This is a genomic window from Pseudomonas sp. TWI929 (assembly GCF_039673335.1).
In the GTDB taxonomy this organism is placed as follows: Bacteria; Pseudomonadota; Gammaproteobacteria; order Pseudomonadales; family Pseudomonadaceae; genus Aquipseudomonas.
Map to the genome: position 1 here is coordinate 74,769 of NZ_JBDJLK010000002.1, position 26,038 is coordinate 100,806.

The window sequence follows — 26,038 nt, forward strand, 5'->3', positions numbered from 1 at the left end:
GGCGCGGCGTAGTGGAATAGCCTTACAACTACAGGCGGCCTTGGCTTATTGAAGTTGCTTTGCCAGCCAGTCGTGGATGTCGCTCAACTCTTCGACCACCACCTCGTGTTCCATTGGGTATTCGTGCCAGCGGGCAGCAACGCCCCAGGTGTTCAGGTACTCGAAGGCGGTGCGGCCCATGGAAGGGATCACCACCGGGTCGTGCACGCCGTGCAGGCACAGGGCCGGGGTGCGTTGCTGGCAGGCGCTCAGCTGATGCTGGTCGTTGAAGGTCGGGGCATAGGTGGACAGGGCGATGACCCCGCCCAGTGCTTCCTGCCACTTTATATAAGCAGTGTGCAGCACCACCGCGCCGCCCTGAGAGAAGCCGGCGAGGAAGATCCGCGACAGGCTGACGCCCTTGGCTTGCTCGGCCTTGATCAGGGCAACCACCTGCTCGGCCGACTCTTCCAGCTGCGCTTCGTCGATGGCGCGGGCCGGGGTCATGGCCTTGATGTCATACCAGCTGGGCATGGCGTAGCCGCCATTGATGGTCACCGGGCGGGTTGGCGCCTGGGGCATGATGAAGCGGGTGCTGAGCAGGCGCTCCTGCATGAATTCGGCAACCGGTAGGAAGTCGTAACGGTCGGCCCCCAGACCGTGCAACCAGATCACACAGGCGTCAGCGGTTTTCTGCGGTTCGAGAATCAGCGGGTTGGTCATGACTGCTCCGAAAGTGTGCGGGTCTTGTTATGGCGTGCGTGAAAAGAAGGCGCTGCAAATGATTGTCGGAAAAAGAATGTCGCAACGATACAACTTTCCCTACTTGACGAGCGCTTAAACGCTACAGCCAGAAAATTTGGTACGCGCTTTGCAATTCAACCTTCGATGCAAAGGGCAGGCCGTGACGGTAACACCCTTTGCACGCGAAGGCTGTCACAGAACAGCCCATTGCGCCATTGACCCAATAACAAGCCAATACGGGTCGGATATGCCTCAAAAGGGTGCGGTGCAATTCCGGCTCGATACAACAAGAGCGATTTGGAGGTTGTGAATGAAGATGTTGAAAACCACCCTGGCAGTCCTCACCGCTGCCGCCGCACTGGGCGCCGTTAGCACCGCCCAGGCCGGCGCCACCCTCGATGCGGTAAAGAAGAAGGGCTTCGTCCAGTGTGGCGTGAGCGACGGTCTTCCAGGCTTCTCGGTACCTGATGCGCAGGGCAAGATCGTCGGTATCGACGCCGATGTCTGCCGCGCCGTGGCCGCCGCCGTGTTCGGCGACGCCAGCAAGGTCAAGTTCAGCCAGCTCAACGCCAAGGAACGCTTCACCGCACTGCAATCTGGCGAAGTCGACGTGCTGTCGCGCAACACCACCTGGACCAGCTCGCGCGATGCCGGCATGGGCCTGGTGTTCGCCGGTGTTACCTACTATGACGGCGTCGGCTTCCTGGTCAACAAGAAGCTGGGGGTTTCCAGCGCCAAGGAGCTCGATGGCGCGACCATCTGCATCCAGGCCGGTACTACCACCGAGCTGAACGTTTCGGACTTCTTCCGCGCCAATGGCCTGAAGTACACCCCGATCACCTTTGACACATCCGACGAGAGCGCCAAGTCGCTGGAATCGGGCCGTTGCGACGTGCTGACCTCGGACAAGTCGCAGCTGTTCGCCCAGCGTTCCAAGCTGGCCGCGCCGACTGACTATGTAGTGCTGCCAGAAACCATTTCCAAGGAGCCACTGGGCCCGGTGGTGCGCAAAGGCGACGAAGAGTGGTTCAGCATCGTCAAGTGGACCCTGTTCGCCATGCTCAACGCCGAAGAGGCGGGCATCACCTCGAAGAACGTCGAGGCTGAAGCCAAATCCACCAAGAACCCGGACGTCGCCCGCCTGCTGGGTGCGGATGGCGAGTACGGCAAGGACCTCAAGCTGCCCAAGGACTGGGTAGTGCAGATCGTCAAGCAAGTCGGCAACTACGGCGAAGTGTTCGAGAAGAACCTGGGCCAGAGCACCGACCTGAAGATCGACCGTGGCATGAACGCCCTGTGGAACAACGGCGGCATCCAGTACGCGCCACCTGTGCGCTGATGGTTGCACCCTGCGGCGGCATCCCGCCGCCGCAGGTTGTTCGGAACCCTACTTTCCGGGGCACTTCATGCAAAATCGAATCGGCGCACAAAAGGGGTTATCCCTGAGCGATCCACGTGTGCGCGCGTGGCTGTTCCAGATTCTCACGATCGTGTTCGTGGTCGGTCTGGGCTGGTACCTGTTCCACAACACGCAAACCAACCTGCAGCACCGGGGTATCACCTCGGGCTTCGACTTCCTCGAGCGCAGTGCCGGCTTTGGCATCGCCCAGCACCTGATCCCCTACGTGGAGTCCGACAGCTATGCGCGGGTGTTCGTCATCGGCCTGCTCAACACGCTGCTGGTAACCTTCATTGGCGTGGTACTGGCGACCCTCCTCGGCTTCATCATCGGCGTGGCGCGGTTGTCGCCGAACTGGATGATCAACAAGCTGGCGACCGTGTATGTGGAAACCTTCCGCAACATCCCGCCGCTGTTGCAGATCCTGTTCTGGTACTTCGCCGTGTTCCTGACCCTGCCAGGACCGCGGGGCAGCATCAATATCGAAGACACCTTCTTCATCAGCAACCGGGGCCTGAACATGCCTGGTGCGTCGATGGCCGACGGCTTCTGGCCTTTCATGGTGGCCTTGGCGGTGGCAATTGCCGCGATTGCCGTGATGGTGCGTTTCGCCAATAAACGCTTCGACGAGACCGGCGTGCCGTTCCACAAGTTCTGGGTGGGGCTGGCGCTGCTGGTCGCCATTCCAGGCCTGAGCGTGCTGTTGTTCGGCAGCCCGGTGACCTGGGAAGTGCCGCAGCTCAAGGGTTTCAACTTCGTTGGTGGTTGGGTACTGATCCCAGAACTGCTGGCGTTGACCTTGGCGCTGACTATCTATACGGCAGCCTTCATCGCCGAGATCGTGCGTTCCGGTATCCGTTCGGTCAGCCATGGCCAGACCGAGGCCGCGCGTTCGCTGGGCCTGCGCGAGGGCCCGACCCTGCGCAAGGTGATCATCCCCCAGGCACTGCGGGTGATCATTCCGCCGCTGACCAGCCAGTACCTGAACCTGGCGAAGAACTCGTCGCTGGCGGCCGGTATCGGCTACCCGGAGATGGTCTCGCTGTTCGCCGGTACCGTGCTCAACCAGACCGGCCAGGCCATCGAGGTGATCGCCATCACCATGAGTGTTTATCTCGCCATCAGCATCAGCATTTCGCTGCTGATGAACTGGTACAACAAGCGCATTGCGCTGATCGAGCGGTGAGGATACGCCCGTGAATGCCCATGTTTTCAAACCCGACATGCCGCCACCGGTGAAAACCGTCGGCGTGCTCGCATGGATGCGTGCCAATCTGTTTTCCAGCTGGCTCAACACGCTGCTGACCCTGTTTGCCATCTACCTGGTGTGGCTGATCGTACCGCCGTTGCTGCAGTGGGCGTTGATCGACGCCAACTGGGTCGGCACCACTCGTGCCGACTGCACCAAGGAGGGCGCTTGCTGGGTGTTCGTGCAGCAGCGCTTTGGCCAGTTCATGTACGGCTACTACCCGGCCGAGCTGCGCTGGCGGGTGGACCTGACCGTGTGGCTTGCCGTGCTCGGCGCCGCGCCGCTGTTCATCAAGCGCTTCCCGCGCAAGGCCTTTTACGGCCTGGGCTTCCTGGTGCTGTACCCGGTGCTGGCCTACACCCTGCTGCACGGGGGCTACCTGGGCCTGGAGAACGTACCGACCAGCCAGTGGGGCGGGTTGATGCTGACCTTGGTGATCGCCACCGTGGGCATCGTCGGCGCCTTGCCACTGGGCATCCTGCTGGCCTTGGGGCGGCGTTCGAGAATGCCGGCGGTGAAGGTGGTATGCGTGACCTTCATCGAGTTCTGGCGTGGTGTGCCGTTGATCACCGTGCTGTTCATGTCGTCGGTGATGTTGCCGTTGTTCCTGCCTGAGGGCATGAGCTTCGACAAACTGCTGCGGGCGATGATCGGCGTGATCCTGTTCCAGTCGGCATACATCGCCGAAGTGGTGCGCGGTGGCTTGCAGGCTATCCCCAAGGGCCAGTACGAAGCAGCCGCGGCCATGGGCCTGGGCTACTGGCGGGCGATGGGCCTGGTGATCTTGCCGCAGGCGCTCAAGCTGGTGATCCCCGGCATCGTCAACACCTTCATTGCCCTGTTCAAGGACACCAGCCTGGTGATCATCATCGGCCTGTTCGACCTGCTGAACAGCGTCAAGCAAGCCGCCGCCGACCCGGCCTGGCTGGGCATGGCCACCGAGGGCTACGTGTTCGCCGCCCTGGTGTTCTGGATTTTCTGTTTCGGTATGTCCCGCTACTCCATGCACCTGGAGCGCAAGCTGGACACTGGCCACAAGCGTTAGGAGTTTGGAAATGAGTGAAGCGATCAAGCAGCCTGCTGGCCCCGAAGGCATCATCCAGATGCAGGGTGTGAACAAGTGGTACGGCCAGTTTCATGTGCTCAAGGACATCAACCTGAACGTGCGCCAGGGTGAGCGCATTGTGCTGTGCGGGCCGTCCGGCTCGGGCAAGTCCACCACCATCCGCTGCCTCAACCGCCTGGAAGAACACCAGCAGGGGCGCATCGTGGTCGATGGCGTGGAGCTGACCAACGACCTCAAGCAGATCGAGGCGATCCGCCGCGAGGTTGGCATGGTGTTCCAGCACTTCAACCTGTTCCCGCACCTGAGCATTCTGGAAAACTGCACCTTGGCACCAATGTGGGTGCGCAAGATGCCGCGGCGCAAGGCCGAAGAAATTGCCATGCACTACCTGGAGCGGGTGCGTATTCCGGAGCAGGCGCACAAGTACCCGGGGCAGTTGTCCGGTGGCCAGCAGCAGCGTGTGGCGATTGCCCGTGCGTTGTGCATGAAACCAAAGATCATGCTGTTCGACGAACCGACCTCGGCGCTGGACCCGGAAATGGTCAAGGAAGTACTCGATACCATGGTAGGCCTGGCCGAGGATGGCATGACCATGCTCTGCGTAACCCACGAAATGGGCTTTGCCCGCACCGTGGCGAACCGGGTGATCTTCATGGACAAGGGCGAGATCGTGGAGCAGGCGGCGCCGGATGACTTCTTCGACCGGCCGCGTAGTGACCGGACCAAGTTGTTCCTCAGCCAGATCCTGCATTGATGTAGCCGGGGCCGCTTTGCGGCCCCATTGCTACTGCTGACGCGATCAACTGTGGGAGCGGCCTTGTGTCGCGATAGGGCCGCAAAGCGGCCCCGGGGATATGTGCTGCGAAGCTGCATTTCTGGGTCCGCTACGCGGCCCATCGCGACGCAAGGCCGCTCCCACAGGGTGCGAACAGCCTGGGTTGCAGCGTTACTTCTCTTCTGTGGCCACTGCCGGCGCCGGTGGCGGCCGCAGCCCCACCTCGGCAATCAGCTTCAACTGCTCCCCATTGCGCATCACCTCGATGGTGATCTTCTCGTTGGGCTTGATCCGCGCCACCTGGTTCATCGACTTGCGCCCGTCGCCGGCCGGTTCGCCGTTGATGCTCAAGATCACGTCACCAAGTTGCAACCCGGCCTTGGCCGCTGGCCCTTCGCGGAAGATACCCGCCACCACGATGCCCGGGCGGTCCTTCATGCCGAACGATTCGGCCAGCTCCTGGCTCAGCGGCTGCACCTCGATGCCCAGCCAGCCACGGATTACCTGGCCGTGCTCGACGATCGACTTCATCACCTCCAGTGCCAGTTTCACCGGGATGGCAAAACCGATGCCCTGCGAACCGCCAGACTTGGAGAAGATTGCCGTGTTGATGCCAACCAGGTTGCCATTGGCATCGACCAGCGCGCCGCCGGAGTTGCCTGGGTTGATCGCCGCGTCGGTCTGGATGAAGTCTTCGTAGTTGTTCAGGCCCAGCTGGTTGCGGCCGGTGGCGCTGATGATGCCCATTGTCACGGTCTGGCCGACGCCGAACGGGTTGCCGATGGCCAGTGACACGTCGCCGATGTGAATGTTGTCGGAGCGGCCGATGGTGATCGCTGGCAGGCTCTTCAGGTCGATCTTCAGCACTGCCAGGTCGGTTTCCGGGTCGCTGCCGATGACCCGGGCCAAGGTCTCGCGGCCATCCTTCAGGGCCACGACAATCTGGTCTGCACCGCTGGTGACGTGGTTGTTGGTCAGCAGGTAGCCCTCGGGGCTCATGATCACTGCCGAGCCCAGGCTCGACTCCCAGCGGCGCTGCTTGGGCAGGTTGTCACCAAAGAAGCGGCGGAATTGCGGGTCTTCGAACAGCGGGTGGGCGCTCTTGTTCACCACCTTGGTGGTGTACAGGTTGACCACCGCAGGGGCAGCCAGGGTCACGGCGTCGGCGTACGACACCGGGCCTTGCATGATCCGCGTGGTCTGCGGCGCTTGTTGCAGGTTGACGTCCTGGCTGGGCAAGCCGACCCATTGCGGGAAGCGCTGGATGATCAGCATGGCGATCAGTACGCCGGTAAGCAGGGGCCAGCCAAAGTAACGCAAAGCCTTGAACATGAACGAATCCTGGAAAGAGCGGGGGCCAGCGGCCGCGCAGTGGGGCATGAGCGCGCGCGATCATACACCGGTTCCCCCAGTGCCGGCGACGGCCCATAATGGCCGGCATTATACGGGCGTTCCATTGGCGTTGTGCCCGAGAAAAGCGCAGTTTTCGAGGAGATTTTCATGGCCGTCGCTCTCAACACCCTTGTCGAGGAAGCCGAGCGTTACCTGGGCAGCGCGAAGATCCAGGATTATTGCCCAAACGGCCTGCAAGTCGAAGGCCGGCCGCAGGTCAGCCGCATCGTCAGCGGCGTTACCGCCAGCCAGGCGTTGCTGGATGCCGCAGTCGAGGCCGAGGCCGACCTGGTGCTGGTGCACCATGGTTACTTCTGGAAGGGCGAAAACCCCTGCATCACCGGTATCCGTCAGCGTCGGCTGAAGACCTTGCTGAACAACGATATCAGCCTGCTGGCGTTCCACCTGCCGCTGGATGTACACCCGGAGGTGGGCAACAATGTGCAGCTGGCGCGGCAATTGGATATCACCGTCGAAGGGCCGCTGGACCCGGAGAACCCCAAGGTGGTCGGGTTGGTCGGCTCGTTAGCCGAGCCGATGACCGCGCGCGACTTTGCCCGGCGGGTGCAGGAGGTGCTGGGGCGTGAGCCATTGCTGGTGGAAGGCGACGAGATGATCCGCCGGGTTGGTTGGTGCACCGGGGGTGGGCAGGGCTACATCGACACCGCGATTGCGGCGGGGGTGGACCTGTACCTCACCGGTGAGGCGTCGGAGCAGACCTATCACAGTGCCCGCGAGAACGGGGTCAGCTTCATCGCCGCCGGGCACCATGCCACTGAGCGCTATGGGGTGCAGGCGCTGGGCGATTACCTGGCACGGCGGTTTGCCGTGGAGCACCTGTTCATCGATTGCCCGAACCCGATCTGACATCGGTGTAGCCTTCTTCGTTCTCTGTGGGAGCTGGCTTGCCGGCGATGGGCCGCACAGCGGCCCCGTTCCAGCCCAAACCCCCAGTCATATCGTTAGACTTTTTCGATCTAGCCAGCCTCCTAAATAGAAGAAGCCGCTGTGATAAAGTGGCTCGCTCGAACACGGCCCGCAGGCCGTCCATAAGATCGTTTTTCGTGAGTAGCCATGGTCGACAAACTGACGCACTTGAAACAGCTGGAGGCGGAGAGCATCCACATCATCCGCGAGGTGGCAGCCGAGTTCGACAACCCGGTGATGCTGTACTCGATCGGCAAGGATTCCGCCGTGATGCTGCACCTGGCGCGCAAGGCCTTCTTCCCAGGCAAACTGCCGTTCCCGGTGATGCACGTCGACACCCAGTGGAAATTCCAGGAGATGTACAGCTTCCGCGACAAGATGGTCGAGGAAATGGGCCTGGAGCTGATCACCCACGTCAACCCCGAGGGTGTGGCGCAGGGCATCAACCCGTTCACCCATGGCAGCTCCAAGCACACCGACATCATGAAGACCCAGGGCCTGAAGCAGGCGCTGGACAAGCATGGTTTCGACGCCGCTTTCGGTGGCGCGCGCCGCGACGAAGAGAAGTCGCGGGCCAAGGAGCGTGTGTACTCGTTCCGTGACAGCAAGCACCGCTGGGACCCGAAGAACCAGCGCCCAGAGCTGTGGAACGTGTACAACGGCAAGGTCAACAAGGGCGAGTCGATCCGCGTCTTCCCGCTGTCCAACTGGACCGAGCTGGACATCTGGCAGTACATCTACCTTGAAGGCATCCCGATCGTGCCGCTGTACTTCGCCGCCGAGCGTGAAGTCATCGAGAAGAACGGCACCCTGATCATGATCGACGACGAACGCATCCTCGAGCATCTCACCGATGAAGAGAAAGCGCGCATCGTCAAGAAGAAGGTGCGTTTCCGTACCCTCGGCTGCTACCCGCTGACGGGCGCTGTGGAGTCGGAAGCCGAGACCCTGACGGACATCATTCAGGAAATGCTCCTGACCCGTACGTCCGAACGCCAGGGCCGCGTCATCGACCACGATGGCGCCGGTTCCATGGAAGACAAGAAACGCCAAGGCTACTTCTAATTTCAGGGTTACTCCATGTCGCACCAATCTGATCTGATCAGCGAGGACATCCTCGCCTACCTGGCCCAGCACGAGCGCAAGGAACTGCTGCGCTTCCTGACTTGCGGCAACGTTGACGACGGCAAGAGCACCCTGATCGGGCGCCTGCTGCACGACTCGAAGATGATCTACGAGGACCACCTCGAGGCCATCACCCGTGATTCGAAGAAAGTCGGCACCACTGGCGAAGAAGTCGACCTGGCGCTGCTGGTAGACGGCCTGCAGGCCGAGCGTGAGCAGGGCATCACCATCGATGTCGCCTACCGCTACTTCTCCACTGCCAAGCGCAAGTTCATCATCGCCGACACCCCAGGCCACGAGCAGTACACCCGCAACATGGCCACCGGCGCGTCCACCTGCGACCTGGCGATCATCCTGGTCGACGCCCGCTACGGTGTGCAGACCCAGACCCGCCGCCACAGCTACATTGCCTCGCTGCTGGGCATCAAGCACATCGTGGTTGCGGTCAACAAGATGGACCTCAAGGGCTTTGATGAAGGCGTCTTCGAGTCGATCAAGGCCGACTACCTGAAGTTCGCCGAAGCCATCAACCTGACCCCGAGCAGCCTGCACTTCGTGCCGATGTCGGCGCTCAAGGGCGACAACGTGGTCAACCACAGCGAGCAATCGCCGTGGTACGCCGGCCCGACGTTGATGGAAATCCTCGAAACCGTTGAAGTGTCGGCTGACCGCAACTTCACCGACCTGCGTTTCCCGGTGCAGTACGTCAACCGCCCGAACCTGAACTTCCGCGGCTTCGCCGGCACCATCGCCAGCGGTGTGGTACACAAGGGCGACGAAATCGTCGTACTGCCGTCGGGCAAGAGCAGCCGGGTCAAGTCCATCGTCACCTACGAGGGTGAACTGGAAAACGCCGGCCCAGGCCAGGCCGTTACCCTGACCATGGAAGACGAGATCGACATCTCCCGTGGCGACTTGCTGGTACATGCCGACAACGTACCGCCGGTAACCGACCAGTTCGATGCCATGCTGGTGTGGATGGCCGAGGAGCCGATGCTCCCGGGCAAGAAGTACGACATCAAGCGTGCTACCAGCTACGTGCCAGGCTCGATTGCCAGCATCACCCACAAGGTCGATGTGAACACCCTGGAGCAGGGCGCTGCCAGTGCGCTGCAGCTGAACGAAATCGGCCGCGTCAAGGTTGCCCTGGACGCCTCGATCGCCCTGGACGGCTATGACAGCAACCGCACCACCGGTGCGTTCATCGTCATCGACCGCCTGACCAACGGCACTGTCGGCGCCGGCATGATCATCGCCCCGCCAGTACTGCCGCACGGCAGCACCGGCCAGCATGGCAAGCAGGCTCACGTGTCTACCGAAGAGCGCGCCCTGCGCTTCGGCCAGCAGCCGGCCACCGTGCTGTTCAGCGGCCTGTCCGGCGCTGGCAAGAGCACCCTGGCCTATGCCGTGGAGCGCAAGCTGTTCGACATGGGCCGTGCGGTGTACGTGCTCGACGGCCAGAACCTGCGCCACGACCTGAACAAGGGCCTGCCGCAGGACCGCGCCGGCCGCACCGAAAACTGGCGCCGCGCCGCCCATGTAGCGCGCCAGTTCAACGAAGCTGGCATGCTGACCCTGGCCGCGTTCGTCGCCCCGGATGCCGAAGGCCGCGAACAGGCCAAGGCGCTGATCGGCAAGGAGCGCCTGGTGACCGTTTACGTCCAGGCCTCGCCGCTGGCCTGCCGTGAGCGTGACCCGCAAGGCCTGTACGCTGCCGGTGGCGACAACATCCCGGGCGAAAGCTTCCCGTTCGATGTGCCGCTGGACGCCGACCTGGTGATCGACACCCAGAGCACCAGCGTGGACGACGGCGTGAAACAGGTGCTGGACGTGCTGCGTCAGCGTGGCGCGATCTAAGCGCTAGCCTGCAAAGAAAACCCCGCCTCGGCGGGGTTTTTTGTTGGTATTTGCCACGCGTAAAGTCCCTCTTTTGCTGCGTGAAATGTCCATTCATATCTATTCCATACTACAAATCACGTCGCCTTTTCCTACAGCCTTGGGCGATAAGCCCGACTATTGAGTAGGAAACCGTTCGCTCACTCTGTGTGCTCCTGAGCATAAGGAGGCATAGCGATGAAACTTTCCCGTCTTTTTGCAGCATTGACGTTGGTAGCGGCTATTGGATTATCGGGTATGGCAAGTGCCGATCTGGGCGCAAAATGCTGCCCGTTCAGTGATGCGCGCCTGAAGACGGATATAAAGGAGCTGCTGGACTCTACTGACACCCTGATGAAGATTCACGGTGTTCGGATGAAGTGGATAGAGTCCGGTCGGGAAGACATTGGAGTGCTCGCCCAGGACGTACAGAAGGTGTATCCGGAGCTGGTACATGAAAAGGACGGGCTGCTGACGGTGGATTACGAAAAGCTGGTTGCGCCTTTGATCGAGGCTGTTCGTGAGCTGGATCAGCGTGTAACGGCTTTGGAAAAGGCCGGCGACTCGCACTAGCAGCTGTAACAAAATGCCCCATTCAGCAAATTCAAATCTGTTTCAGCGCGCAGGAAAGCCCTGCCGTGGCGGGGTTTCTGCTTCGGGTAAAGATGCCAATGGCGGTAGAATAGAAAGCTGTACTTCCAGCTTAGATGTGACTTTCCGACACCGGAATTACCCGCCGTTCCTTCACCGCCTTGTACGAAAAACTCGAGTAAATCTCCTTTACCCCAGGCAACCGCTGTAGCACTTCGCGGGTGAACTCGCCAAACGATTCCAGATCCCGCGCCAGGATCTCCAGCAAGAAGTCATAGCGCCCAGATATGTTGTGGCAGGCGACAATCTCGGGAATCTCCATCAGCCGCTGCTCGAACGCCAGCGCCATGTCCTTGGTGTGCGAGTCCATCATGATGCTGACGAACGCGGTCACGCCAAAGCCCAGCGACTTGGGCGAGAGGATGGCCTGGTAGCCGGTGATGTAGCCGTTGTCCTCCAGCAGCTTGACCCGTCGCCAGCAGGGCGAAGTCGTCAGTGCCACCTGGTCGGCCAGTTCGGCAACGGTGAGGCGGGCGTTGTCCTGCAGGGCGGCGAGCAGGGCGCGGTCGGTGCGGTCGAGGCTTGAAGGCATGTTTTGCCCTCCTGATCATTTAATTATTGTTTTTGTTCCAATAAGCACAAGGATGCGTGGGCAATTTTGGAAAAAATCGGGCAGCTCGGTGGCATAAGCTTATAGCAAACCACAAGAGGCTGTTGCCATGCGCGACTCCCATAACAACACCGGTTTTTCCACGCGGGCCATTCACCATGGTTACGACCCGCTGTCCCACGGTGGCGCCCTGGTGCCGCCGGTGTACCAGACCGCTACCTATGCCTTCCCCACCGTCGAATATGGCGCGGCGTGTTTCGCCGGAGAGGAGCCGGGGCATTTCTACAGCCGCATTTCCAACCCCACCCTGGCCCTTCTGGAACAGCGCATGGCCTCGCTGGAGGGGGGAGAGGCGGGATTGGCGCTGGCGTCGGGCATGGGGGCGATTACTTCGACGATCTGGACCTTGCTGCGGCCCGGTGACGAACTGATCGTCGGTCGCACTTTGTACGGCTGCACTTTCGCCTTTCTGCACCATGGCATTGGCGAGTTCGGGGTAAAGATTCGCCATGTCGACCTCAATGATGCCAAGGCCCTGAAAGCGGCGATCAACAGCAAAACGCGAATGATCTACTTCGAAACACCGGCCAACCCCAATATGCAGCTGGTGGATATCGCGGCAGTTGCCGAAGCGGTGCGGGGGCTAGATGTGCATGTGGTGGTCGACAACACCTATTGCACGCCCTACCTGCAGCGGCCGCTGGAGCTGGGGGCGGACCTAGTGGTGCATTCGGCGACCAAGTACCTCAGCGGCCATGGCGATATCACCGCCGGCCTGGTGGTAGGGCGCAAGGCGCTGGTTGACCGCATTCGCCTGGAAGGGCTGAAAGACATGACCGGGGCGGTGCTTTCGCCGCACGACGCCTCGCTGTTGATGCGTGGGATCAAGACCCTGGCCCTGCGCATGGACCGGCATTGCGCCAACGCCCAGCAGGTAGCGGAGTTCCTCGCTCGGCAGCCGCAGGTTGAGCTGATTCACTACCCGGGGTTGCCGTCCTTCGCCCAGTACGCGTTGGCGCAACGGCAGATGCGTTTGCCAGGCGGGATGATTGCCTTTGAGCTCAAAGGTGGCATTGAGGCCGGGCGGCGCTTCATGAATGCCCTGCAGCTGTTTGCCCGGGCGGTGAGCCTGGGGGATGCCGAGTCGCTGGCGCAGCACCCGGCGAGCATGACCCACTCCAGCTACACGCCGCAGGAGCGCGCTCATCACGGCATCTCGGAAGGGCTGGTGCGTTTGTCGGTGGGGCTGGAGGATGTGGAGGACCTGCTGGCGGATGTGGGGCAGGCCTTGAAAGCTAGCACATGACTTGGCCAGAACGTTCGGGAAGCGTTGCCTGCTGCCGGTGTCAGCAGGAGAAGGCCATTCTGGGCCCGCTGGTGAATTGTCAGCTTATCCGAAGAGGAGTATCGCCATGATTCTTTGTACTAAGTATGTAGACCTGTCCATTCGCCGCAGTGGCGGTGACGACGATGAAGGTGGTCAATCCTGGCGCAAGCCTTGAGCTGAAAGGTAAGGCTCGCTTCTGCGGGCTTTCCTTGCAGATACAGCCCACATGACAAAGGCCTCTTGCGAGGCCTTTGTCATGTTCAGCAGATCAACGCTTGAGCCCGTAGCTCTCGTCAAGCATGCCCGGCGAGTTCGGCGCTTTCGGCGCGTAGTCGCGTGGCACTTCCGCAGTGTCCTTCGGCGGCGTCAGGCGGTCGCGCGGGCCTTGCGAACCTTCGGAATGCAGCGCAGCCAGCAGGCGTTGGCGGGTCACGTCGTCGAGGGCCAGGGTATTGGCGCCGTCAGCCAGGTGGTCCTGGACATCCTGGTAGCTCTGGGTCAGTTTCTTGACCAGCACAGCGGTGCTGTTGAAGTGGGTGACCACTTCGTTCTGGTAGCTGTCGAAGCGCTTCTGGATGTCATCCAGTTGACGCTGCGTGCTGCTCGGCGCGGCATTGGGCAGCAGGCGAGCCACGACGAAACCAACCACCACACCAATGACCAGGGCCAGGGTCGGCAACAACCAAACAAGGAGCGAGAGTTCCACGAGTCCTTCCTCTATAAACGGCTTTGCTTTACGTTAACGGCTCAGACCTGCGCTGTATACCGCGAGCGATCGCAAATCAGAACAGAATTCCTCACCTAGACGAATCGACCCCTCCTGAGGTCACGGAGTAGTGCCTTGCTTGTCCGCGAAACCCCCTTGTTCATCGATGGCCCCTGCGGCCAGCTGGAAGCCTTGTACCTGGACGTGGCCGAAGCCCGTGGCGCGGTGCTGATCTGCCACCCTAACCCGGTCCAGGGCGGCACCATGCTCAACAAGGTGGTCTCGACCCTGCAGCGCACCGCCCGCGATGCCGGCTACGTGACCTTGCGCTTCAATTACCGTGGCGTCGGCCAGAGCGCCGGCAGCCACGACATGGGTGCTGGCGAAGTGGCCGATGCCGAGGCTGCCGCAGCCTGGCTGCGTGATACGCACCCAGGCCTGCCGCTGGTGCTGATGGGCTTCTCGTTCGGTGGCTTCGTCGCCACCAGCCTGGCCGGCCGCCTGGAGGCCGCCGGGGTGGGCCTGCAGCACCTGTTCATGATCGCCCCGGCGGTCATGCGCCTGACTGACGAGTTCCCTCTGCCCCAGCATTGTCCGATCACCGTGGTACAACCGGATGCCGACGAAGTGGTCGCGCCGCAGCTGGTTTACGAATGGTCCGACAGCCTGTCGCGCCCCCATGAGCTGCTGAAAGTGGCAGAATGCGGACACTTCTTCCATGGCAAGCTGACCGATCTGAAGGATCTGCTGCTGCCGCGCCTTTCGAACTGAGCCAAGCCTGAATAAGCGAACACCCATGACCACGCGCATTCTTACCGGTATCACCACCACTGGCACTCCGCACCTGGGCAACTACGCCGGCGCCATCCGCCCGGCGATCCGTGCCAGCCAGCAGCCCGGTGTCGATTCGTTCTACTTCCTGGCCGACTACCACGCCCTGATCAAGTGCGACGACCCGCTGCGCATCCAGCGCTCGCGCCTGGAAATCGCCGCCACCTGGCTGGCCGGTGGCCTGGACCCGGCCAAGGTGACCTTCTACCGCCAGTCCGACATCCCGGAAATCCCCGAGCTGACCTGGCTGCTGACCTGTGTCGCGGCCAAGGGCCTGCTCAACCGTGCGCACGCCTACAAGGCCTCGGTGGACAAGAACCTGGAAACCGGCGAAGACCCGGATGCCGGCGTGACCATGGGCCTGTTCAGCTACCCGGTGCTGATGGCTGCGGACATCCTGATGTTCAACGCCAACAAGGTGCCAGTCGGTCGCGACCAGATCCAGCACGTAGAAATGGCCCGCGACATTGGCCAGCGCTTCAACCACCTGTTCGGCCAGGGCAAGGACTTCTTCGCCCTGCCGGAGGCGGTGATCGAAGAGAGCGTGGCGACCTTGCCGGGCCTGGACGGGCGCAAGATGTCCAAGAGCTACGACAACACCATCCCGTTGTTCACCAGCGCCAAGGACATGAAAGACGCCATTTCGCGCATCGTCACCGACTCGCGCGCGCCTGGCGAAGCGAAAGACCCGGACAACTCGCACCTGTTCACCTTGTACCAGGCCTTCTCGACGCCGGAGCAGTGCGCGGAGTTCCGCGAAGAGCTGTTGCAGGGCCTGGGCTGGGGTGATGCCAAGCAGCGCCTGTTCCAGCTGCTGGACGGCCAACTGGCCGAGAAGCGCGAGTACTACCACCAGCTGATCGCCCGTCCGGCAGACCTGGAAGACATCCTGCTGGCTGGCGCCGCCAAGGCCCGCAAGATCGCCACGCCGTTCCTCGAGCAACTGCGCGAGGCCGTTGGCCTGCGTTCGTTCCGCAGCAGCGTGCAGGCCAACACCGAAGTGAAGAAAAAAGCCGCCAAGAGCGCGCGGTTTGTCAGCTTCCGTGACGAAGACGGCAGCTTCCGCTTCCGCCTGCTGGCCGCCGATGGCGAGCAACTGCTGCTGTCGCGCAGCTTTGCCGACGGCAAGAGCGCCGGCGCCGTCAGCAAGCAGCTGCAGCAGGGTGGCGAGGCCGATGTGCGTGTCGAAGGCCTGGGCTTCGGCCTGTGGCTGAACGGTGAGCAGGTTGCCGACGGGCCGCAGTTCGACAGCGCTGAAGCCCGTGATTCGGCTATCGAAAGCCTGCGCGAAGCCCTGGCGCCACAGCAGGACTGAGGCATATTGACGCAAGTCTGATTGCCATTAAGCGGGCCTGTCGCTACAGTGACGGCCCGTTTTTTGTTGCCTCGCTAACGAATCATGACGCCCCTAGAACGATATCAAGCAGATCTGAAACGTCCCGACTTCTTCCATGACGCGGCGCAGGAAACTGCGGTGCGTCACCTGCAGCGCCTGTACGACGACCTGGTACACGCGCAGAACAACAAGCCGGGCGTGTTCGGCAAGCTGTTCGGCAAGAAAGAGCAGGCCCCGGTCAAGGGCCTGTATTTCTGGGGTGGGGTAGGGCGAGGCAAGACCTATCTGGTCGATACCTTCTACGAGGCGCTGCCGTTCAAGCAGAAAATGCGCACGCACTTCCACCGCTTCATGAAGCGTGTGCACGAGGAAATGAAAACCCTCAAGGGCGAGAAGAACCCGCTGACCATCATTGCCAAGCGCTTCAGCGAAGAAGCCAAGGTGATCTGCTTCGACGAATTCTTCGTCTCGGACATTACCGACGCGATGATCCTCGGCACCCTGATGGAAGAGCTGTTCAAGAACGGCGTTTCGCTGGTGGCCACTTCCAACATCGTGCCAGACGGCCTGTACAAGGACGGCCTGCAGCGCGCGCGCTTCCTGCCGGCCATCGCCATGATCAAGCAGTACACCGACGTGGTGAACGTCGACAGCGGAGTCGATTACCGCCTGCGTCACCTGGAGCAGGCCGAGCTGTTCCACTTCCCGCTCAATGATGCGGCGCACCAGAGCATGCGCGCCAGCTTCAAGGCGCTGACCCCTGAGTGCACCCAGGCGGTCGAGAACGACGTGCTGATGATCGAGAACCGCCCGATCAATGCCCTGCGTACCTGCGACGACGTTGCCTGGTTTGACTTCCGTGCCCTGTGCGACGGGCCACGCAGCCAGAACGACTACATCGAACTGGGCAAGATCTTCCATGCCGTGTTGCTGAGCAACGTGGAGCAGATGAGCGTCACCACCGACGACATCGCCCGCCGCTTCATCAACATGGTGGATGAGTTCTACGACCGTAACGTCAAGTTGATCATCTCGGCCGAGGTGGAGCTGAAGGACCTGTACACCGGTGGGCGGCTGGCCTTCGAGTTCCAGCGTACCCTGAGCCGGTTGCTGGAGATGCAGTCGCACGAGTTCTTGTCGCGCGCGCACAAGCCTTAAGATTTTTGGGGCCGCTTTGCGGCCCTTTCGCGACACAAGGCCGCTCCCACATTGACCTGTGTATGCAGGACCTTGTGGGAGCGGCCTTGTGTCGCGAAAGGGCTGCAAAGCAGCCCCATGGCCCTCAAGCCTCTTGCATGAACTGCTGCCGATACTGGTTCGGCGACAATTCGGTATGCTGGCGGAACAACCGCGCAAAGAAACTGGCATCGTCATAGCCGACCTCATAACTGATGGTCTTGATGCTCTTGCGCGTGCTCGACAACAACCCTTTGGCCGTCTCGATCCGCAACCGTTGCAGGTAGTGCAGCGGCTTGTCACCCGTCGCGCCCTGGAAGCGGCGCATGAAGTTGCGGATGCTCATGCCATGGTTGCGGGCCACATCCTCGAAGCGGAACTTGTCGGCGAAGTGCTCCTCCAGCCAGTGCTGGATCTGCAGGATGATCAGGTCCTGGTGCAGCTTCTGCCCGCCAAAGCCCATGCGCCCCGGGGTGTAGTTGCGCTGCACCTCGTAGAGGATGTCGCGCGACACCGCACGGGCCACGTTGGCACCGCAGAAGCGCTCGATCAGGTAGATATATAGGTCGCAGGCCGAGGTGGCGCCGCCGGCGCAATAGATATTGTCGGCGTCGGTCAGATGCTTGTCCTGGTTCAGGCGTATGTTCGGGAAGCGTTCGGCAAAGCTGTTGAAGAAGCGCCAGTAGGTGGTTGCCTCCTTGCCGTCGAGCAGGCCTGACTCGGCCAGCCAGAACACGCCACTGGCCTCGGCGCACAGTACTGCGCCACGTGCATGCTGCTCACGCAGCCACGGTAGCACCTGCGGATAACGTTGCAGCAGGTTGTCGAAGTCTTCCCAGTAGGCCGGGAGGATGATCACATCGGCGTCGTCCAGGCCACCGTCGACCGGCAGCTGCACATTGCTGAAGCTGTCCACAGGCTGGCCGTCCGGGCTCACCAGGCGGATTTCGAACATGGGCTGCAGGCCCAGGCCCAGCTGCTTGCTGTAACGCAGGCTGGCGAGGTGGAAGAAGTCCTTGGCTTGCATCAAGGTCGAAGCGAACACCTTGTCAATGGCCAGGATGCTGACGCGCCGCAGCGACGCGGAGGGTTGGGTAAACATCATTGTCATTGTTCTTATAGGGTAGAGTGGTCAATCACCGGCTGGATCGTCTTATTTTTTGGCGATTGTGTCTAGCCCATGTAACAGAGGGCCGCAAAGCGGCCCCTTTACACTCAAGGCGCCGGGTTCGGCTGCTCCTGGTGAATCGCCTCGATCGCCGCCAGCAGCTCGTCGCTCAGGTTCAGCTCTAGGCTGGCCAGGTTGCTATCCAGCTGCTCCAGGCGGGTGGCGCCAATGATGTTGCTGGTCACGAACGGCTGCCGGGTAACGAACGCCAGGGCCATCTGCGCCGGGTCCAGGCCGTGCTCGCGGGCCAGCTGTACGTAACGGCTGCAGGCCGCCACGGTCTGTGGGTTGGAGTAGCGGGCAAAGCGGCTGAACAGGGTCAGGCGGGCGTTTTCCGGCCGTGCGCCATTCTCGTACTTGCCCGAAAGCATGCCGAAGGCCAGTGGCGAATAAGCCAGCAAACCGCACTGCTCACGGATGGCCACTTCCGCCAGGCCAACCTCGAAGCTGCGGTTGAGCAGGTTGTACGGGTTCTGGATCGACACCGCCCGCGGCCAGCCACGGCTTTCGGCCAGCTGCAGGAACTTCATGGTGCCCCACGGCGTTTCGTTGGACAGGCCGACGTGGCGGATCTTGCCTGCGCGTACCTGCTCGTCGAGCACTTCGAGGGTTTCTTCCAGCGGGGTGAAGTGGTCTTGTGGCAGGTGCTGGTAGCCCAGCTTGCCGAAGAAGTTGGTGCTGCGCTCCGGCCAGTGCAGCTGGTACAGGTCGATGTGGTCGGTCTGCAGCCGCTTGAGGCTCTCGTCCAGCGCCGCGACGATGTGCTGGCGGTTGTGCTTGAGCTGGCCGTCGCGGATATGGCTGATGCCGTTGCCGGGGCCGGCAACCTTGCTGGCCAGCACCCAGTCATCGCGGTCTCCATGCTCGCGGAACCAGTTGCCGATGATCCGCTCGGTGGCAGCGTAGGTTTCCGGGCGGGGCGGCACCGGGTACATCTCGGCGGTGTCGATGAAGTTGACCCCGGCGGCCTTGGCCCGGGCAATCTGCTCGAAGGCCTCGGCCTGAACGTTCTGTTCGCCCCAGGTCATGGTGCCCAGGCACAGGGCGCTGACATTGAGGTCGGTACGGCCGAGCTGGCGGTATTCCATCGGTTAGACACTCCTTGGCAATAGAAGCCCATCAAAGCAGGTTGAAATTTTTCGCGCAATCTGGATAATTCGGCACCTCTCCGTGTGGCGGAAGTGATGCACCACCACGCAGGAAGAACCCCGTCGAACATTGGCGTGCCCGACCCGAGCCCCCAAAAGCGTCAGCGTTCGGCTGCGCGCTTGCCCTTGGCAAGTTGTGCACTATCCAGTAAGATTCGCCGTCTATTTTTCGCTGGGCGGCCTCTGAGGCTTTAGAGAATGAAAACTTTTACTGCTAAACCGGAAACAGTAAAGCGCGAGTGGTTCGTAGTCGACGCCGCTGGCCAGACCCTGGGTCGTCTGGCTACCGAAATCGCTAGCCGTCTGCGTGGCAAACACAAACCAGAATACACCCCTCACGTTGACACCGGCGACTACATCGTCGTTATCAACGCCGAGCAGGTTCGTGTGACTGGTGCCAAGTCTTCCGACAAAATGTACTACTCCCACTCCGGCTTCCCGGGCGGTATCAAGGAAATCAACTTCGAGAAGTTGATCGCCAAGGCCCCTGAGCGTGTTATCGAAACCGCGGTCAAAGGCATGCTGCCTAAGAACCCGCTGGGTCGCGACATGTACCGCAAGCTGAAAGTGTACGCGGGTGCTGCTCACCCACACACTGCTCAGCAGCCTCAAGAACTGAAGATCTAACGGGATAGTTCATTATGTCGGCGACTCAAAATTACGGCACTGGCCGTCGCAAGACCGCAACCGCTCGCGTATTCCTGCGTCCGGGTACTGGTAACATTTCCATCAACAACCGTTCTCTGGACGTGTTCTTCGGTCGCGAAACCGCTCGCATGGTTGTTCGCCAGCCGCTCGAGCTGACCGAAACCGTTGAGAAGTTCGACATCTACGTCACCGTTTCCGGTGGTGGTGTCAGCGGTCAGGCCGGTGCGATCCGTCACGGTATCACCCGCGCTCTGATGGAATACGACGAAACCCTGCGTGGCGCTCTGCGTCGTGCTGGCTACGTCACCCGCGACGCTCGTGAAGTTGAGCGTAAGAAAGTGGGTCTGCGTAAAGCGCGTAAGCGTCCTCAGTACTCCAAGCGTTAATACCGCTTCGGCAGTCGAAAAAAGCCCGGTTCCTTGGAACCGGGCTTTTTTTTTGGCTTGAACTAACCTGTCAGCATGTCAGTGGCCGCTTGTCGCATAGACGCAGATCAAGCAAAGCGCGGGTAGTTGCCCCTTGTCGGGGTAATCCCTTGTCAGTGTGTGGATTTGTTTCTTACCATGGCGGCCAATTTTTAGTGCCACTGACACAACCTAAGTACAAGCCTGGTTCAACAGGCCAAGCAAGCTGATGGGAGAGGACTGAATGAGCAATGACGGCGTCAACGCAGGCCGGCGCCGCTTCCTCGTAGCCGCGACATCCGTGGTCGGGGCAGCGGGAGCAGTGGGGGCTGCGGTACCGTTCGTGGGGTCATGGTTTCCCAGTGCCAAGGCGAAAGCCGCGGGTGCACCGGTGAAGGTCAATATCGCCAAGGTCGAGGCCGGGCAGCAGATGGTGGCCGAGTGGCGCGGCCAGCCTGTATTCATTGTGCGGCGAACGGATGAGATCCTTGGCAATCTGAAAAAAGTCGTCGGTGATTTGGCTGACCCCGAGTCCAAGGCTTCGGTGCAGCCGACTTACGTCGACCCACAGGTTCGCTCGATCAAGCCGGAAATCCTCATTCTTGTTGGCCTTTGCACGCATCTGGGCTGCTCGCCCACCTTCCGACCGGAAGTCGCGCCTGCCGACCTTGGGCCGAAATGGGTGGGGGGCTACTTCTGCCCGTGCCACGGTTCCCACTACGACCTGGCTGGCCGTGTCTACAAGTCGCAGCCGGCGCCTCTCAACCTGCCAGTGCCACCACACTCTTACGAGTCGGACGAGATCGTCGTCATCGGCATCGACCAGGAGAAAGCATGATGAGCAAGTTCATGGACTGGGTTGATGCTCGCTTCCCTGCCACCAAGATGTGGGAAGACCACCTGAGCAAGTATTACGCGCCCAAGAACTTCAACTTCCTGTACTTCTTCGGCTCCCTGGCATTGCTGGTGCTGGTCAACCAGATCGTCACCGGTGTGTGGCTGACCATGAGCTTCACGCCCTCGGCGGAAGAGGCGTTTGCCTCGGTCGAGTACATCATGCGTGATGTGGAGTACGGCTGGATCTTGCGCTACCTGCACTCCACGGGGGCGTCGGCGTTCTTCATCGTGGTTTACCTGCACATGTTCCGCGGCCTGCTTTACGGCTCCTACCAGAAGCCACGCGAGCTGGTCTGGCTGTTCGGCATGCTGATCTACCTGGCGCTGATGGCTGAAGCGTTCATGGGCTACCTGCTGCCGTGGGGGCAGATGTCGTACTGGGGTGCTCAGGTTATCATCTCGCTGTTCGGTGCCATCCCGGTGATCGGCGGCGACCTCACCCAGTGGATCCGCGGTGACTACCTGATCTCGGGCATCACCCTGAACCGCTTCTTCGCCCTGCACGTGGTTGCCCTGCCAATCGTGATTCTTGGCCTGGTGGTGCTGCACATCCTTGCCCTGCACGAGGTGGGGTCGAACAACCCCGATGGCGTCGACATCAAGAAGAAAAAGGACGAGAACGGCATTCCGCTGGATGGCATTCCGTTCCACCCGTACTACACCGTCAAGGACATTGTCGGCGTGGTGGTGTTCTTGTTCGTGTTCTGCGCCGTGGTGTTCTTCTTCCCGGAAATGGGTGGTTACTTCCTGGAGAAACCGAACTTCGAGCAGGCCAACGCCTTCAAGACGCCGGAGCACATCGCGCCTGTGTGGTACTTCACACCGTTCTACGCGATCCTGCGTGCGGTGCCTGACAAGCTGATGGGCGTGATCGCCATGGGTGCTGCCATCGCCGTACTGTTCGTGCTGCCCTGGCTCGACCGTAGTCCGGTGCGCTCCATGCGTTACAAGGGCTGGATCAGCAAAGTCTTCCTGCTGGTGTTCTGCGTGGCCTTCGTCATCCTCGGCGTGCTGGGCGTACTGGCACCGACACCTGGGCGTACCTTGCTGTCGCAGGTGTGCACGGTGTTGTACTTCGCCTACTTCCTGCTGATGCCGTTCTACACAAGGCTCGAGAAGACCAAACCGGTTCCGGAAAGGGTGACTGGCTGATGAAAAAGTTGATTGCAGTATTTTTGCTGGCAGTGATGCCTGCCTTTTCCTTCGCTGCCGAACACGGCCTGGAGCTGGACAAGGCCGATATCGACCTGACCGACAAGGCCGCCATGCAGGACGGTGCGCGTACCTTTGCCAACTATTGCATGGGTTGCCACAGCGCCAAGTTCCAGCGTTACGAGCGGGTCGCCGATGACCTCGGTATCCCGCACGAGCTGATGCTCGAGAAGCTGGTGTTCACCGGTGCCAAGATCGGTGACCACATGCAGATTGGCATGAAGCCCAGTGACGCCAAGACTTGGTTCGGCGCCGCGCCGCCCGACCTGACCCTGGTGGCCCGGGTGCGTGGCACTGACTGGCTGTACACCTACCTGCGCAGCTTCTACGAGGACCCATCGCGGCCTTACGGGGTGAACAACAAGGTGTTCCCGAACGTTGGCATGCCTAACGTGCTGGTCGGCCTGCAGGGTAACCAGGTGATTGGCTGCAAGCAGGTGCAGACGGTGACCGATGGCAAGAAGCAATTCGACCCGTTGACCGGCAGCCCGATCACCCATGAAGCCTGTGACCAGCTGACCATTACGCCGAAATCCGGTACCCTGACCACCGAGCAGTTCGACGAGAAGGTCAAGAACCTGGTGACCTTCCTGGCTTATTCGGCCAACCCGGTCAAACTGGAAAGCCAGCGCATCGGTACCTACGTGTTGCTGTACCTGGCTTTCTTCTTCGTATTCGCCTACTTGCTCAAGCGTGAATACTGGAAGGACGTGCACTGATCACGCAGTAGTTTCTGGTTGTTGAACGCGCCCGGGGCGCCCTGGCAGAAATGCCAGGGCGCCCCGGGCGCGTTTTCATTTACAGTTGCACAAGCATCCCGTGCGAGGAGCCGCTACATGGGCGCAACCAACAGGTTAGCCTGCTATTCCGATCCCGCTGATCACTATTCACATCGGGTACGCCTGGTGCTGGCCGAGAAAGGCGTCAGCGTGCAGGTCATCGATGTCGACCCTGCCCGCCTGCCGCCCAAGCTGGCCGAGGTCAACCCTTATGGCAGCGTGCCGACTCTGGTTGACCGTGACCTGGCGTTGTATGAATCGACCGTGGTGATGGAATACCTCGAGGAGCGTTACCCGCACCCGCCGCTGATGCCGGTTTACCCGGTTGCGCGCGGTAACAGCCGTTTGCTGATGCACCGCATCCAGCGCGACTGGTGTGCCTTGGCCGATACCGTGCTTGATTCGCGCAGCAGTGAGGCTGCCCGCACCGAGGCGCGCAAGGCCCTGCGCGAAAGCCTGACCGGCGTTTCGCCACTGTTCAATGAATTCGCCTGCTTCATGAGTGATGAGCAAAGCCTGGTCGATTGTTGTCTACTTCCAATACTCTGGCGTTTGCCGGTGTTGGGTATCGAATTGCCGCGGCAAGCCAAGCCGCTGCTGGATTACATGGAGCGTCAGTTCGCCCGCGAGCCTTTCCAGGTGAGCCTGTCCTCCGTAGAACGTGAAATGCGCAAGCTTTAAGGAGCCGTTGATGAACTCCAGTCGCCCCTATCTGGTTCGAGCACTGTACGAGTGGATCGTCGACAACGATTGCACGCCCCATATGCTGGTCAATGCCGAATTCCCGGAGGTACAGGTACCGGATGGTTTCGCCAGTGATGGCCAGATCGTCCTGAATATCTCGCCAAATGCCGTGCGCAGCCTGCACATGGACAACGATGCGGTCAGCTTTGAGGGTCGCTTCAGTGGCGTGGCCCACTCGCTGTTCGTGCCGGTTGGCGCCATCCTGGGCATCTATGCCCGCGAAAATGGCCAGGGTATGGTCTTCGAGTTGGAGTCGTCGCTGGATGGCGAGGACCTGGAAGACGATGAAGTGCAGCCGGATGACGATGGCCCACCAGAGGGTGGTGGCCAGCCGCCGCGCCCGAGTGGTCGGCCAAGCCTGAAAGTGGTCAAGTAACAAAAAAGGCGATCCAACCGGATCGCCTTTTTCTTTGCCGCAAACTTGGGTTACAGGTCGCTGATGGTGCGAACCTGGTCCTTGTTGATGCGGGTGCGCTTGCCGTCGAGTTGCTGGAACTCGTAGAAGCCGGTGTTGCGGTCGAAATCTGGTGCATCGACAGCCTGGAACTCACGGCCATCGTTGAGGGTGATCAGGCTTGGGGTGGAGCAGCCGGCCAGGGTGGCGAAGGTGCCGATCAGCAGGGCAGGCAGCAGAAGCTTTTTCATGCGGTGTTTCCTGGGTTTCTGAAGGGTGGGGCATTGTTGTTGCCTGTGCTGGCCTCTTCGCGGCGGTTCGACGCCTCGACAAACCCGCACGCAGGGCCAGTACAGGCGACTGAATCAGTCGATGTACTCGAACAGCTTGACGATCTTCTGCACGCCAGACACGCCCTGTACCACGGCAGTGGCCGAGTTGGCCTCCTGCTGGGTCACCAGGCCGAGCAGGTAGACGATACCGTTCTCGGTAATCACCTTGATGCGCGAGCTGGGCACGGAATTGTCGGTCAGCATCTGCGTCTTGATCTTGGTGGTCAGCCAGGCGTCGTTGTTACGCGCCAGGATGGAGGAGGGCTGCATCACTTGCAGCTCGTTGTGCACTTTCTTGACCCGCTGTACCTGGCTGGCGGTTTGCTCGGCGAGGCTCTTGAGGTCGGCGCGTGGGGTTTGGCCGGCCAGCAGGACGATACCGTTGTAGCTGCTGACAACGATGTGCGAGGCCTTGTCCAGATCGGGGTTGGCCTTGGAAATGTTCACGGCGGCTTTGGTTTCGATCAGCGAGTCGTCGATCTTGCTGCCGATGGTGCGGGTGCCGCGATCGTCCTCGATTGGCGAATTGCGGGTAGAGGTAAGTACCGAGCTGCAACCGGTGACGCTCAGGCACAGGGTGAGGGCCATCAGGCCGAGGCGCATAGGGGTCATTCTTCACTCCCGAACAGTTGGCTGTCGATCAGGTCGCACAAGCAGTGGATCGCCAGCAGGTGGACTTCCTGGATGCGCGCGGTAACCGTGGAAGGTACGCGGATTTCCACGTCTTCAGGCAGCAGCAGCGAAGCCATGCCGCCGCCGTCGCGACCAGTCAATGCTACGACAATCATTTCGCGGTCATGTGCGGCCTGGATCGCCTGGATCACGTTGGCCGAGTTGCCGCTGGTGGAGATCGCCAGCAGAACGTCGCCGGGCTGGCCCAGGGCGCGGATCTGCTTGGAAAAGACTTCGTTGTAGCTGTAGTCGTTGGCGATCGAGGTCAGGGTCGAGCTGTCGGTGGTCAGCGCGATGGCCGGCAGGCTCGGGCGTTCGCGCTCGAAGCGGTTGAGCAGCTCCGAGGAAAAGTGCTGGGCGTCGCCGGCCGAGCCGCCATTGCCGCAAGCGAGCATCTTGCCCTCATTGAGCAGCGCATTGACCATGACCAGGCTGGCCTGCTCGATGTGCGGTGCCAGGATGTCCATTGCCTGTTGCTTGGTATCGATGCTGGCCTGGAACAGCCGGCGAATTCGGGATTGCATGTCCATCT

Annotated in this window: 28 protein-coding genes; 19 read left to right on the forward strand and 9 right to left on the reverse strand. The window is 61.1% G+C overall.

All coding sequences use genetic code 11. From position 1 onward, the window contains the following. Positions 1–45: 45 nt before the first annotated feature. Positions 46–702, reverse strand: coding sequence for an alpha/beta fold hydrolase (locus ABE456_RS01720; protein WP_346642448.1), 657 nt, complete (start codon positions 700–702; stop codon positions 46–48). A gap of 331 nt (positions 703–1,033) precedes the next feature. Between ABE456_RS01720 and ABE456_RS01725 the strand changes: the two genes are divergently transcribed. The 4 genes from ABE456_RS01725 to ABE456_RS01740 all read left to right on the forward strand — a co-directional run bounded on the left by ABE456_RS01725 (position 1,034) and on the right by ABE456_RS01740 (position 5,191). Next, on the forward strand, positions 1,034–2,062 hold the full coding sequence (locus ABE456_RS01725) for an amino acid ABC transporter substrate-binding protein (protein ID WP_346642449.1): 1,029 nt from the start codon (positions 1,034–1,036) through the stop codon (positions 2,060–2,062). A gap of 67 nt (positions 2,063–2,129) precedes the next feature. Further along, positions 2,130–3,308 (forward strand): amino acid ABC transporter permease, encoded by a 1,179-nt coding sequence (locus tag ABE456_RS01730; protein ID WP_346642450.1) that lies wholly within the window; start codon positions 2,130–2,132, stop codon positions 3,306–3,308. A gap of 10 nt (positions 3,309–3,318) precedes the next feature. Continuing rightward, the gene (locus ABE456_RS01735; RefSeq protein WP_346642451.1) at positions 3,319–4,416 is read left to right on the forward strand and encodes an amino acid ABC transporter permease; all 1,098 of its coding nucleotides are present in this window, start codon (positions 3,319–3,321) and stop codon (positions 4,414–4,416) included. Between the two features lie 10 nt (positions 4,417–4,426). Then, positions 4,427–5,191 (forward strand): amino acid ABC transporter ATP-binding protein, encoded by a 765-nt coding sequence (locus ABE456_RS01740; RefSeq protein WP_003251792.1) that lies wholly within the window; start codon positions 4,427–4,429, stop codon positions 5,189–5,191. 192 nt (positions 5,192–5,383) lie between these two features. On the opposite strand, the gene algW is transcribed toward ABE456_RS01740, so the two are convergent. Beyond that, the gene (gene algW / locus ABE456_RS01745) at positions 5,384–6,544 is read right to left on the reverse strand and encodes a Do family serine endopeptidase AlgW (RefSeq protein ID WP_346642452.1); all 1,161 of its coding nucleotides are present in this window, start codon (positions 6,542–6,544) and stop codon (positions 5,384–5,386) included. 168 nt (positions 6,545–6,712) lie between these two features. Between algW and ABE456_RS01750 the strand changes: the two genes are divergently transcribed. From ABE456_RS01750 to ABE456_RS01765, 4 genes are all read left to right on the forward strand, one after another. Next, positions 6,713–7,471 (forward strand): Nif3-like dinuclear metal center hexameric protein, encoded by a 759-nt coding sequence (locus tag ABE456_RS01750; RefSeq protein ID WP_346642453.1) that lies wholly within the window; start codon positions 6,713–6,715, stop codon positions 7,469–7,471. A gap of 207 nt (positions 7,472–7,678) precedes the next feature. After that, positions 7,679–8,596 (forward strand): sulfate adenylyltransferase subunit CysD, encoded by a 918-nt coding sequence (gene cysD, locus ABE456_RS01755; protein WP_013974136.1) that lies wholly within the window; start codon positions 7,679–7,681, stop codon positions 8,594–8,596. A 15-nt stretch (positions 8,597–8,611) separates the two neighbouring features. After that, on the forward strand, positions 8,612–10,513 hold the full coding sequence (cysN, locus tag ABE456_RS01760; RefSeq protein ID WP_346642454.1) for a sulfate adenylyltransferase subunit CysN: 1,902 nt from the start codon (positions 8,612–8,614) through the stop codon (positions 10,511–10,513). Positions 10,514–10,729: 216 nt separating this feature from the next. Further along, positions 10,730–11,104: a tail fiber domain-containing protein gene (locus ABE456_RS01765; RefSeq protein ID WP_346642455.1), complete on the forward strand. Its 375-nt coding sequence runs from the start codon at positions 10,730–10,732 to the stop codon at positions 11,102–11,104. Between the two features lie 130 nt (positions 11,105–11,234). Here ABE456_RS01765 and ABE456_RS01770 read toward each other — a convergent pair whose 3' ends face one another. Then, positions 11,235–11,714, reverse strand: a complete 480-nt coding sequence (locus tag ABE456_RS01770) for an Lrp/AsnC family transcriptional regulator (protein WP_346642456.1) — start codon at positions 11,712–11,714, stop codon at positions 11,235–11,237. Between the two features lie 127 nt (positions 11,715–11,841). Between ABE456_RS01770 and ABE456_RS01775 the strand changes: the two genes are divergently transcribed. Continuing rightward, the gene (locus ABE456_RS01775) at positions 11,842–13,038 is read left to right on the forward strand and encodes a methionine gamma-lyase (RefSeq protein WP_346642457.1); all 1,197 of its coding nucleotides are present in this window, start codon (positions 11,842–11,844) and stop codon (positions 13,036–13,038) included. 289 nt (positions 13,039–13,327) lie between these two features. Here the strand turns inward: ABE456_RS01775 and ABE456_RS01780 are convergent, their stop codons facing one another. Then, positions 13,328–13,765 (reverse strand): DUF1043 family protein, encoded by a 438-nt coding sequence (locus tag ABE456_RS01780; protein ID WP_025340565.1) that lies wholly within the window; start codon positions 13,763–13,765, stop codon positions 13,328–13,330. Between the two features lie 135 nt (positions 13,766–13,900). On the opposite strand from ABE456_RS01780, the gene ABE456_RS01785 reads away from it, so the two are divergent. The 3 genes from ABE456_RS01785 to zapE all read left to right on the forward strand — a co-directional run bounded on the left by ABE456_RS01785 (position 13,901) and on the right by zapE (position 17,090). Then, positions 13,901–14,536, forward strand: coding sequence for an alpha/beta fold hydrolase (locus ABE456_RS01785; RefSeq protein ID WP_346642458.1), 636 nt, complete (start codon positions 13,901–13,903; stop codon positions 14,534–14,536). Between the two features lie 25 nt (positions 14,537–14,561). After that, on the forward strand, positions 14,562–15,911 hold the full coding sequence (locus ABE456_RS01790) for a tryptophan--tRNA ligase (protein WP_346642459.1): 1,350 nt from the start codon (positions 14,562–14,564) through the stop codon (positions 15,909–15,911). Between the two features lie 84 nt (positions 15,912–15,995). Next, entirely contained in the window at positions 15,996–17,090 is a 1,095-nt protein-coding gene (gene zapE, locus ABE456_RS01795) for a cell division protein ZapE (RefSeq protein ID WP_346642460.1), read from the forward strand. 124 nt (positions 17,091–17,214) lie between these two features. Here zapE and ABE456_RS01800 read toward each other — a convergent pair whose 3' ends face one another. Together ABE456_RS01800 and ABE456_RS01805 are read right to left on the reverse strand one after the other, a co-directional pair. Further along, entirely contained in the window at positions 17,215–18,135 is a 921-nt protein-coding gene (locus ABE456_RS01800; RefSeq protein WP_346642538.1) for a GlxA family transcriptional regulator, read from the reverse strand. Positions 18,136–18,323: 188 nt separating this feature from the next. Then, entirely contained in the window at positions 18,324–19,364 is a 1,041-nt protein-coding gene (locus ABE456_RS01805) for an NADP(H)-dependent aldo-keto reductase (RefSeq protein ID WP_346642461.1), read from the reverse strand. Positions 19,365–19,622: 258 nt separating this feature from the next. On the opposite strand from ABE456_RS01805, the gene rplM reads away from it, so the two are divergent. The 7 genes from rplM to ABE456_RS01840 all read left to right on the forward strand — a co-directional run bounded on the left by rplM (position 19,623) and on the right by ABE456_RS01840 (position 24,484). Continuing rightward, entirely contained in the window at positions 19,623–20,051 is a 429-nt protein-coding gene (gene rplM, locus ABE456_RS01810) for a 50S ribosomal protein L13 (protein WP_003260798.1), read from the forward strand. A gap of 14 nt (positions 20,052–20,065) precedes the next feature. Next, on the forward strand, positions 20,066–20,458 hold the full coding sequence (rpsI, locus tag ABE456_RS01815; protein WP_003260797.1) for a 30S ribosomal protein S9: 393 nt from the start codon (positions 20,066–20,068) through the stop codon (positions 20,456–20,458). A 262-nt stretch (positions 20,459–20,720) separates the two neighbouring features. Beyond that, positions 20,721–21,314: a ubiquinol-cytochrome c reductase iron-sulfur subunit gene (petA, locus tag ABE456_RS01820; RefSeq protein WP_346642462.1), complete on the forward strand. Its 594-nt coding sequence runs from the start codon at positions 20,721–20,723 to the stop codon at positions 21,312–21,314. Next, the gene (locus tag ABE456_RS01825) at positions 21,314–22,525 is read left to right on the forward strand and encodes a cytochrome bc complex cytochrome b subunit (protein ID WP_346642539.1); all 1,212 of its coding nucleotides are present in this window, start codon (positions 21,314–21,316) and stop codon (positions 22,523–22,525) included. The genes petA and ABE456_RS01825 overlap by 1 nt, the downstream gene beginning before the upstream one ends. Next, positions 22,525–23,304, forward strand: a complete 780-nt coding sequence (locus ABE456_RS01830) for a cytochrome c1 (protein WP_012274075.1) — start codon at positions 22,525–22,527, stop codon at positions 23,302–23,304. Before ABE456_RS01825 ends, ABE456_RS01830 begins: the two co-directional genes overlap by 1 nt. 117 nt (positions 23,305–23,421) lie before the next feature. Then, complete coding sequence (locus ABE456_RS01835; protein ID WP_346642463.1) at positions 23,422–24,045, forward strand: glutathione S-transferase N-terminal domain-containing protein; 624 nt, start codon at positions 23,422–23,424, stop codon at positions 24,043–24,045. A gap of 10 nt (positions 24,046–24,055) precedes the next feature. Continuing rightward, the gene (locus ABE456_RS01840; protein ID WP_346642464.1) at positions 24,056–24,484 is read left to right on the forward strand and encodes a ClpXP protease specificity-enhancing factor; all 429 of its coding nucleotides are present in this window, start codon (positions 24,056–24,058) and stop codon (positions 24,482–24,484) included. Between the two features lie 50 nt (positions 24,485–24,534). Here ABE456_RS01840 and ABE456_RS01845 read toward each other — a convergent pair whose 3' ends face one another. The 3 genes from ABE456_RS01845 to ABE456_RS01855 form a co-directional block, all read right to left on the reverse strand. Further along, entirely contained in the window at positions 24,535–24,753 is a 219-nt protein-coding gene (locus ABE456_RS01845; protein ID WP_346642465.1) for a YgdI/YgdR family lipoprotein, read from the reverse strand. A gap of 114 nt (positions 24,754–24,867) precedes the next feature. Then, complete coding sequence (locus ABE456_RS01850; RefSeq protein WP_346642466.1) at positions 24,868–25,446, reverse strand: BON domain-containing protein; 579 nt, start codon at positions 25,444–25,446, stop codon at positions 24,868–24,870. Beyond that, positions 25,443–26,036 (reverse strand): phosphoheptose isomerase, encoded by a 594-nt coding sequence (locus ABE456_RS01855; RefSeq protein ID WP_012274070.1) that lies wholly within the window; start codon positions 26,034–26,036, stop codon positions 25,443–25,445. The genes ABE456_RS01850 and ABE456_RS01855 overlap by 4 nt, the downstream gene beginning before the upstream one ends. Positions 26,037–26,038 lie beyond the last annotated feature (2 nt).

Coding starts and splice junctions, on each gene's coding strand:
- ABE456_RS01720 (WP_346642448.1), bottom strand. CDS start 702: ATGACCAACCCGCTGATTCTCGAACCGCAGAAAACCGCTGACGCCTGT.
- ABE456_RS01725 (WP_346642449.1), top strand. CDS start 1,034: ATGAAGATGTTGAAAACCACCCTGGCAGTCCTCACCGCTGCCGCCGCA.
- ABE456_RS01730 (WP_346642450.1), top strand. CDS start 2,130: ATGCAAAATCGAATCGGCGCACAAAAGGGGTTATCCCTGAGCGATCCA.
- ABE456_RS01740 (WP_003251792.1), top strand. CDS start 4,427: ATGAGTGAAGCGATCAAGCAGCCTGCTGGCCCCGAAGGCATCATCCAG.
- algW (WP_346642452.1), bottom strand. CDS start 6,544: ATGTTCAAGGCTTTGCGTTACTTTGGCTGGCCCCTGCTTACCGGCGTA.
- ABE456_RS01750 (WP_346642453.1), top strand. CDS start 6,713: ATGGCCGTCGCTCTCAACACCCTTGTCGAGGAAGCCGAGCGTTACCTG.
- cysD (WP_013974136.1), top strand. CDS start 7,679: ATGGTCGACAAACTGACGCACTTGAAACAGCTGGAGGCGGAGAGCATC.
- cysN (WP_346642454.1), top strand. CDS start 8,612: ATGTCGCACCAATCTGATCTGATCAGCGAGGACATCCTCGCCTACCTG.
- ABE456_RS01765 (WP_346642455.1), top strand. CDS start 10,730: ATGAAACTTTCCCGTCTTTTTGCAGCATTGACGTTGGTAGCGGCTATT.
- ABE456_RS01770 (WP_346642456.1), bottom strand. CDS start 11,714: ATGCCTTCAAGCCTCGACCGCACCGACCGCGCCCTGCTCGCCGCCCTG.
- ABE456_RS01775 (WP_346642457.1), top strand. CDS start 11,842: ATGCGCGACTCCCATAACAACACCGGTTTTTCCACGCGGGCCATTCAC.
- ABE456_RS01790 (WP_346642459.1), top strand. CDS start 14,562: ATGACCACGCGCATTCTTACCGGTATCACCACCACTGGCACTCCGCAC.
- zapE (WP_346642460.1), top strand. CDS start 15,996: ATGACGCCCCTAGAACGATATCAAGCAGATCTGAAACGTCCCGACTTC.
- ABE456_RS01800 (WP_346642538.1), bottom strand. CDS start 18,135: ATGCAAGCCAAGGACTTCTTCCACCTCGCCAGCCTGCGTTACAGCAAG.
- ABE456_RS01805 (WP_346642461.1), bottom strand. CDS start 19,364: ATGGAATACCGCCAGCTCGGCCGTACCGACCTCAATGTCAGCGCCCTG.
- rplM (WP_003260798.1), top strand. CDS start 19,623: ATGAAAACTTTTACTGCTAAACCGGAAACAGTAAAGCGCGAGTGGTTC.
- rpsI (WP_003260797.1), top strand. CDS start 20,066: ATGTCGGCGACTCAAAATTACGGCACTGGCCGTCGCAAGACCGCAACC.
- petA (WP_346642462.1), top strand. CDS start 20,721: ATGAGCAATGACGGCGTCAACGCAGGCCGGCGCCGCTTCCTCGTAGCC.
- ABE456_RS01825 (WP_346642539.1), top strand. CDS start 21,314: ATGAGCAAGTTCATGGACTGGGTTGATGCTCGCTTCCCTGCCACCAAG.
- ABE456_RS01830 (WP_012274075.1), top strand. CDS start 22,525: ATGAAAAAGTTGATTGCAGTATTTTTGCTGGCAGTGATGCCTGCCTTT.
- ABE456_RS01835 (WP_346642463.1), top strand. CDS start 23,422: ATGGGCGCAACCAACAGGTTAGCCTGCTATTCCGATCCCGCTGATCAC.
- ABE456_RS01840 (WP_346642464.1), top strand. CDS start 24,056: ATGAACTCCAGTCGCCCCTATCTGGTTCGAGCACTGTACGAGTGGATC.
- ABE456_RS01845 (WP_346642465.1), bottom strand. CDS start 24,753: ATGAAAAAGCTTCTGCTGCCTGCCCTGCTGATCGGCACCTTCGCCACC.
- ABE456_RS01850 (WP_346642466.1), bottom strand. CDS start 25,446: ATGACCCCTATGCGCCTCGGCCTGATGGCCCTCACCCTGTGCCTGAGC.
- ABE456_RS01855 (WP_012274070.1), bottom strand. CDS start 26,036: ATGGACATGCAATCCCGAATTCGCCGGCTGTTCCAGGCCAGCATCGAT.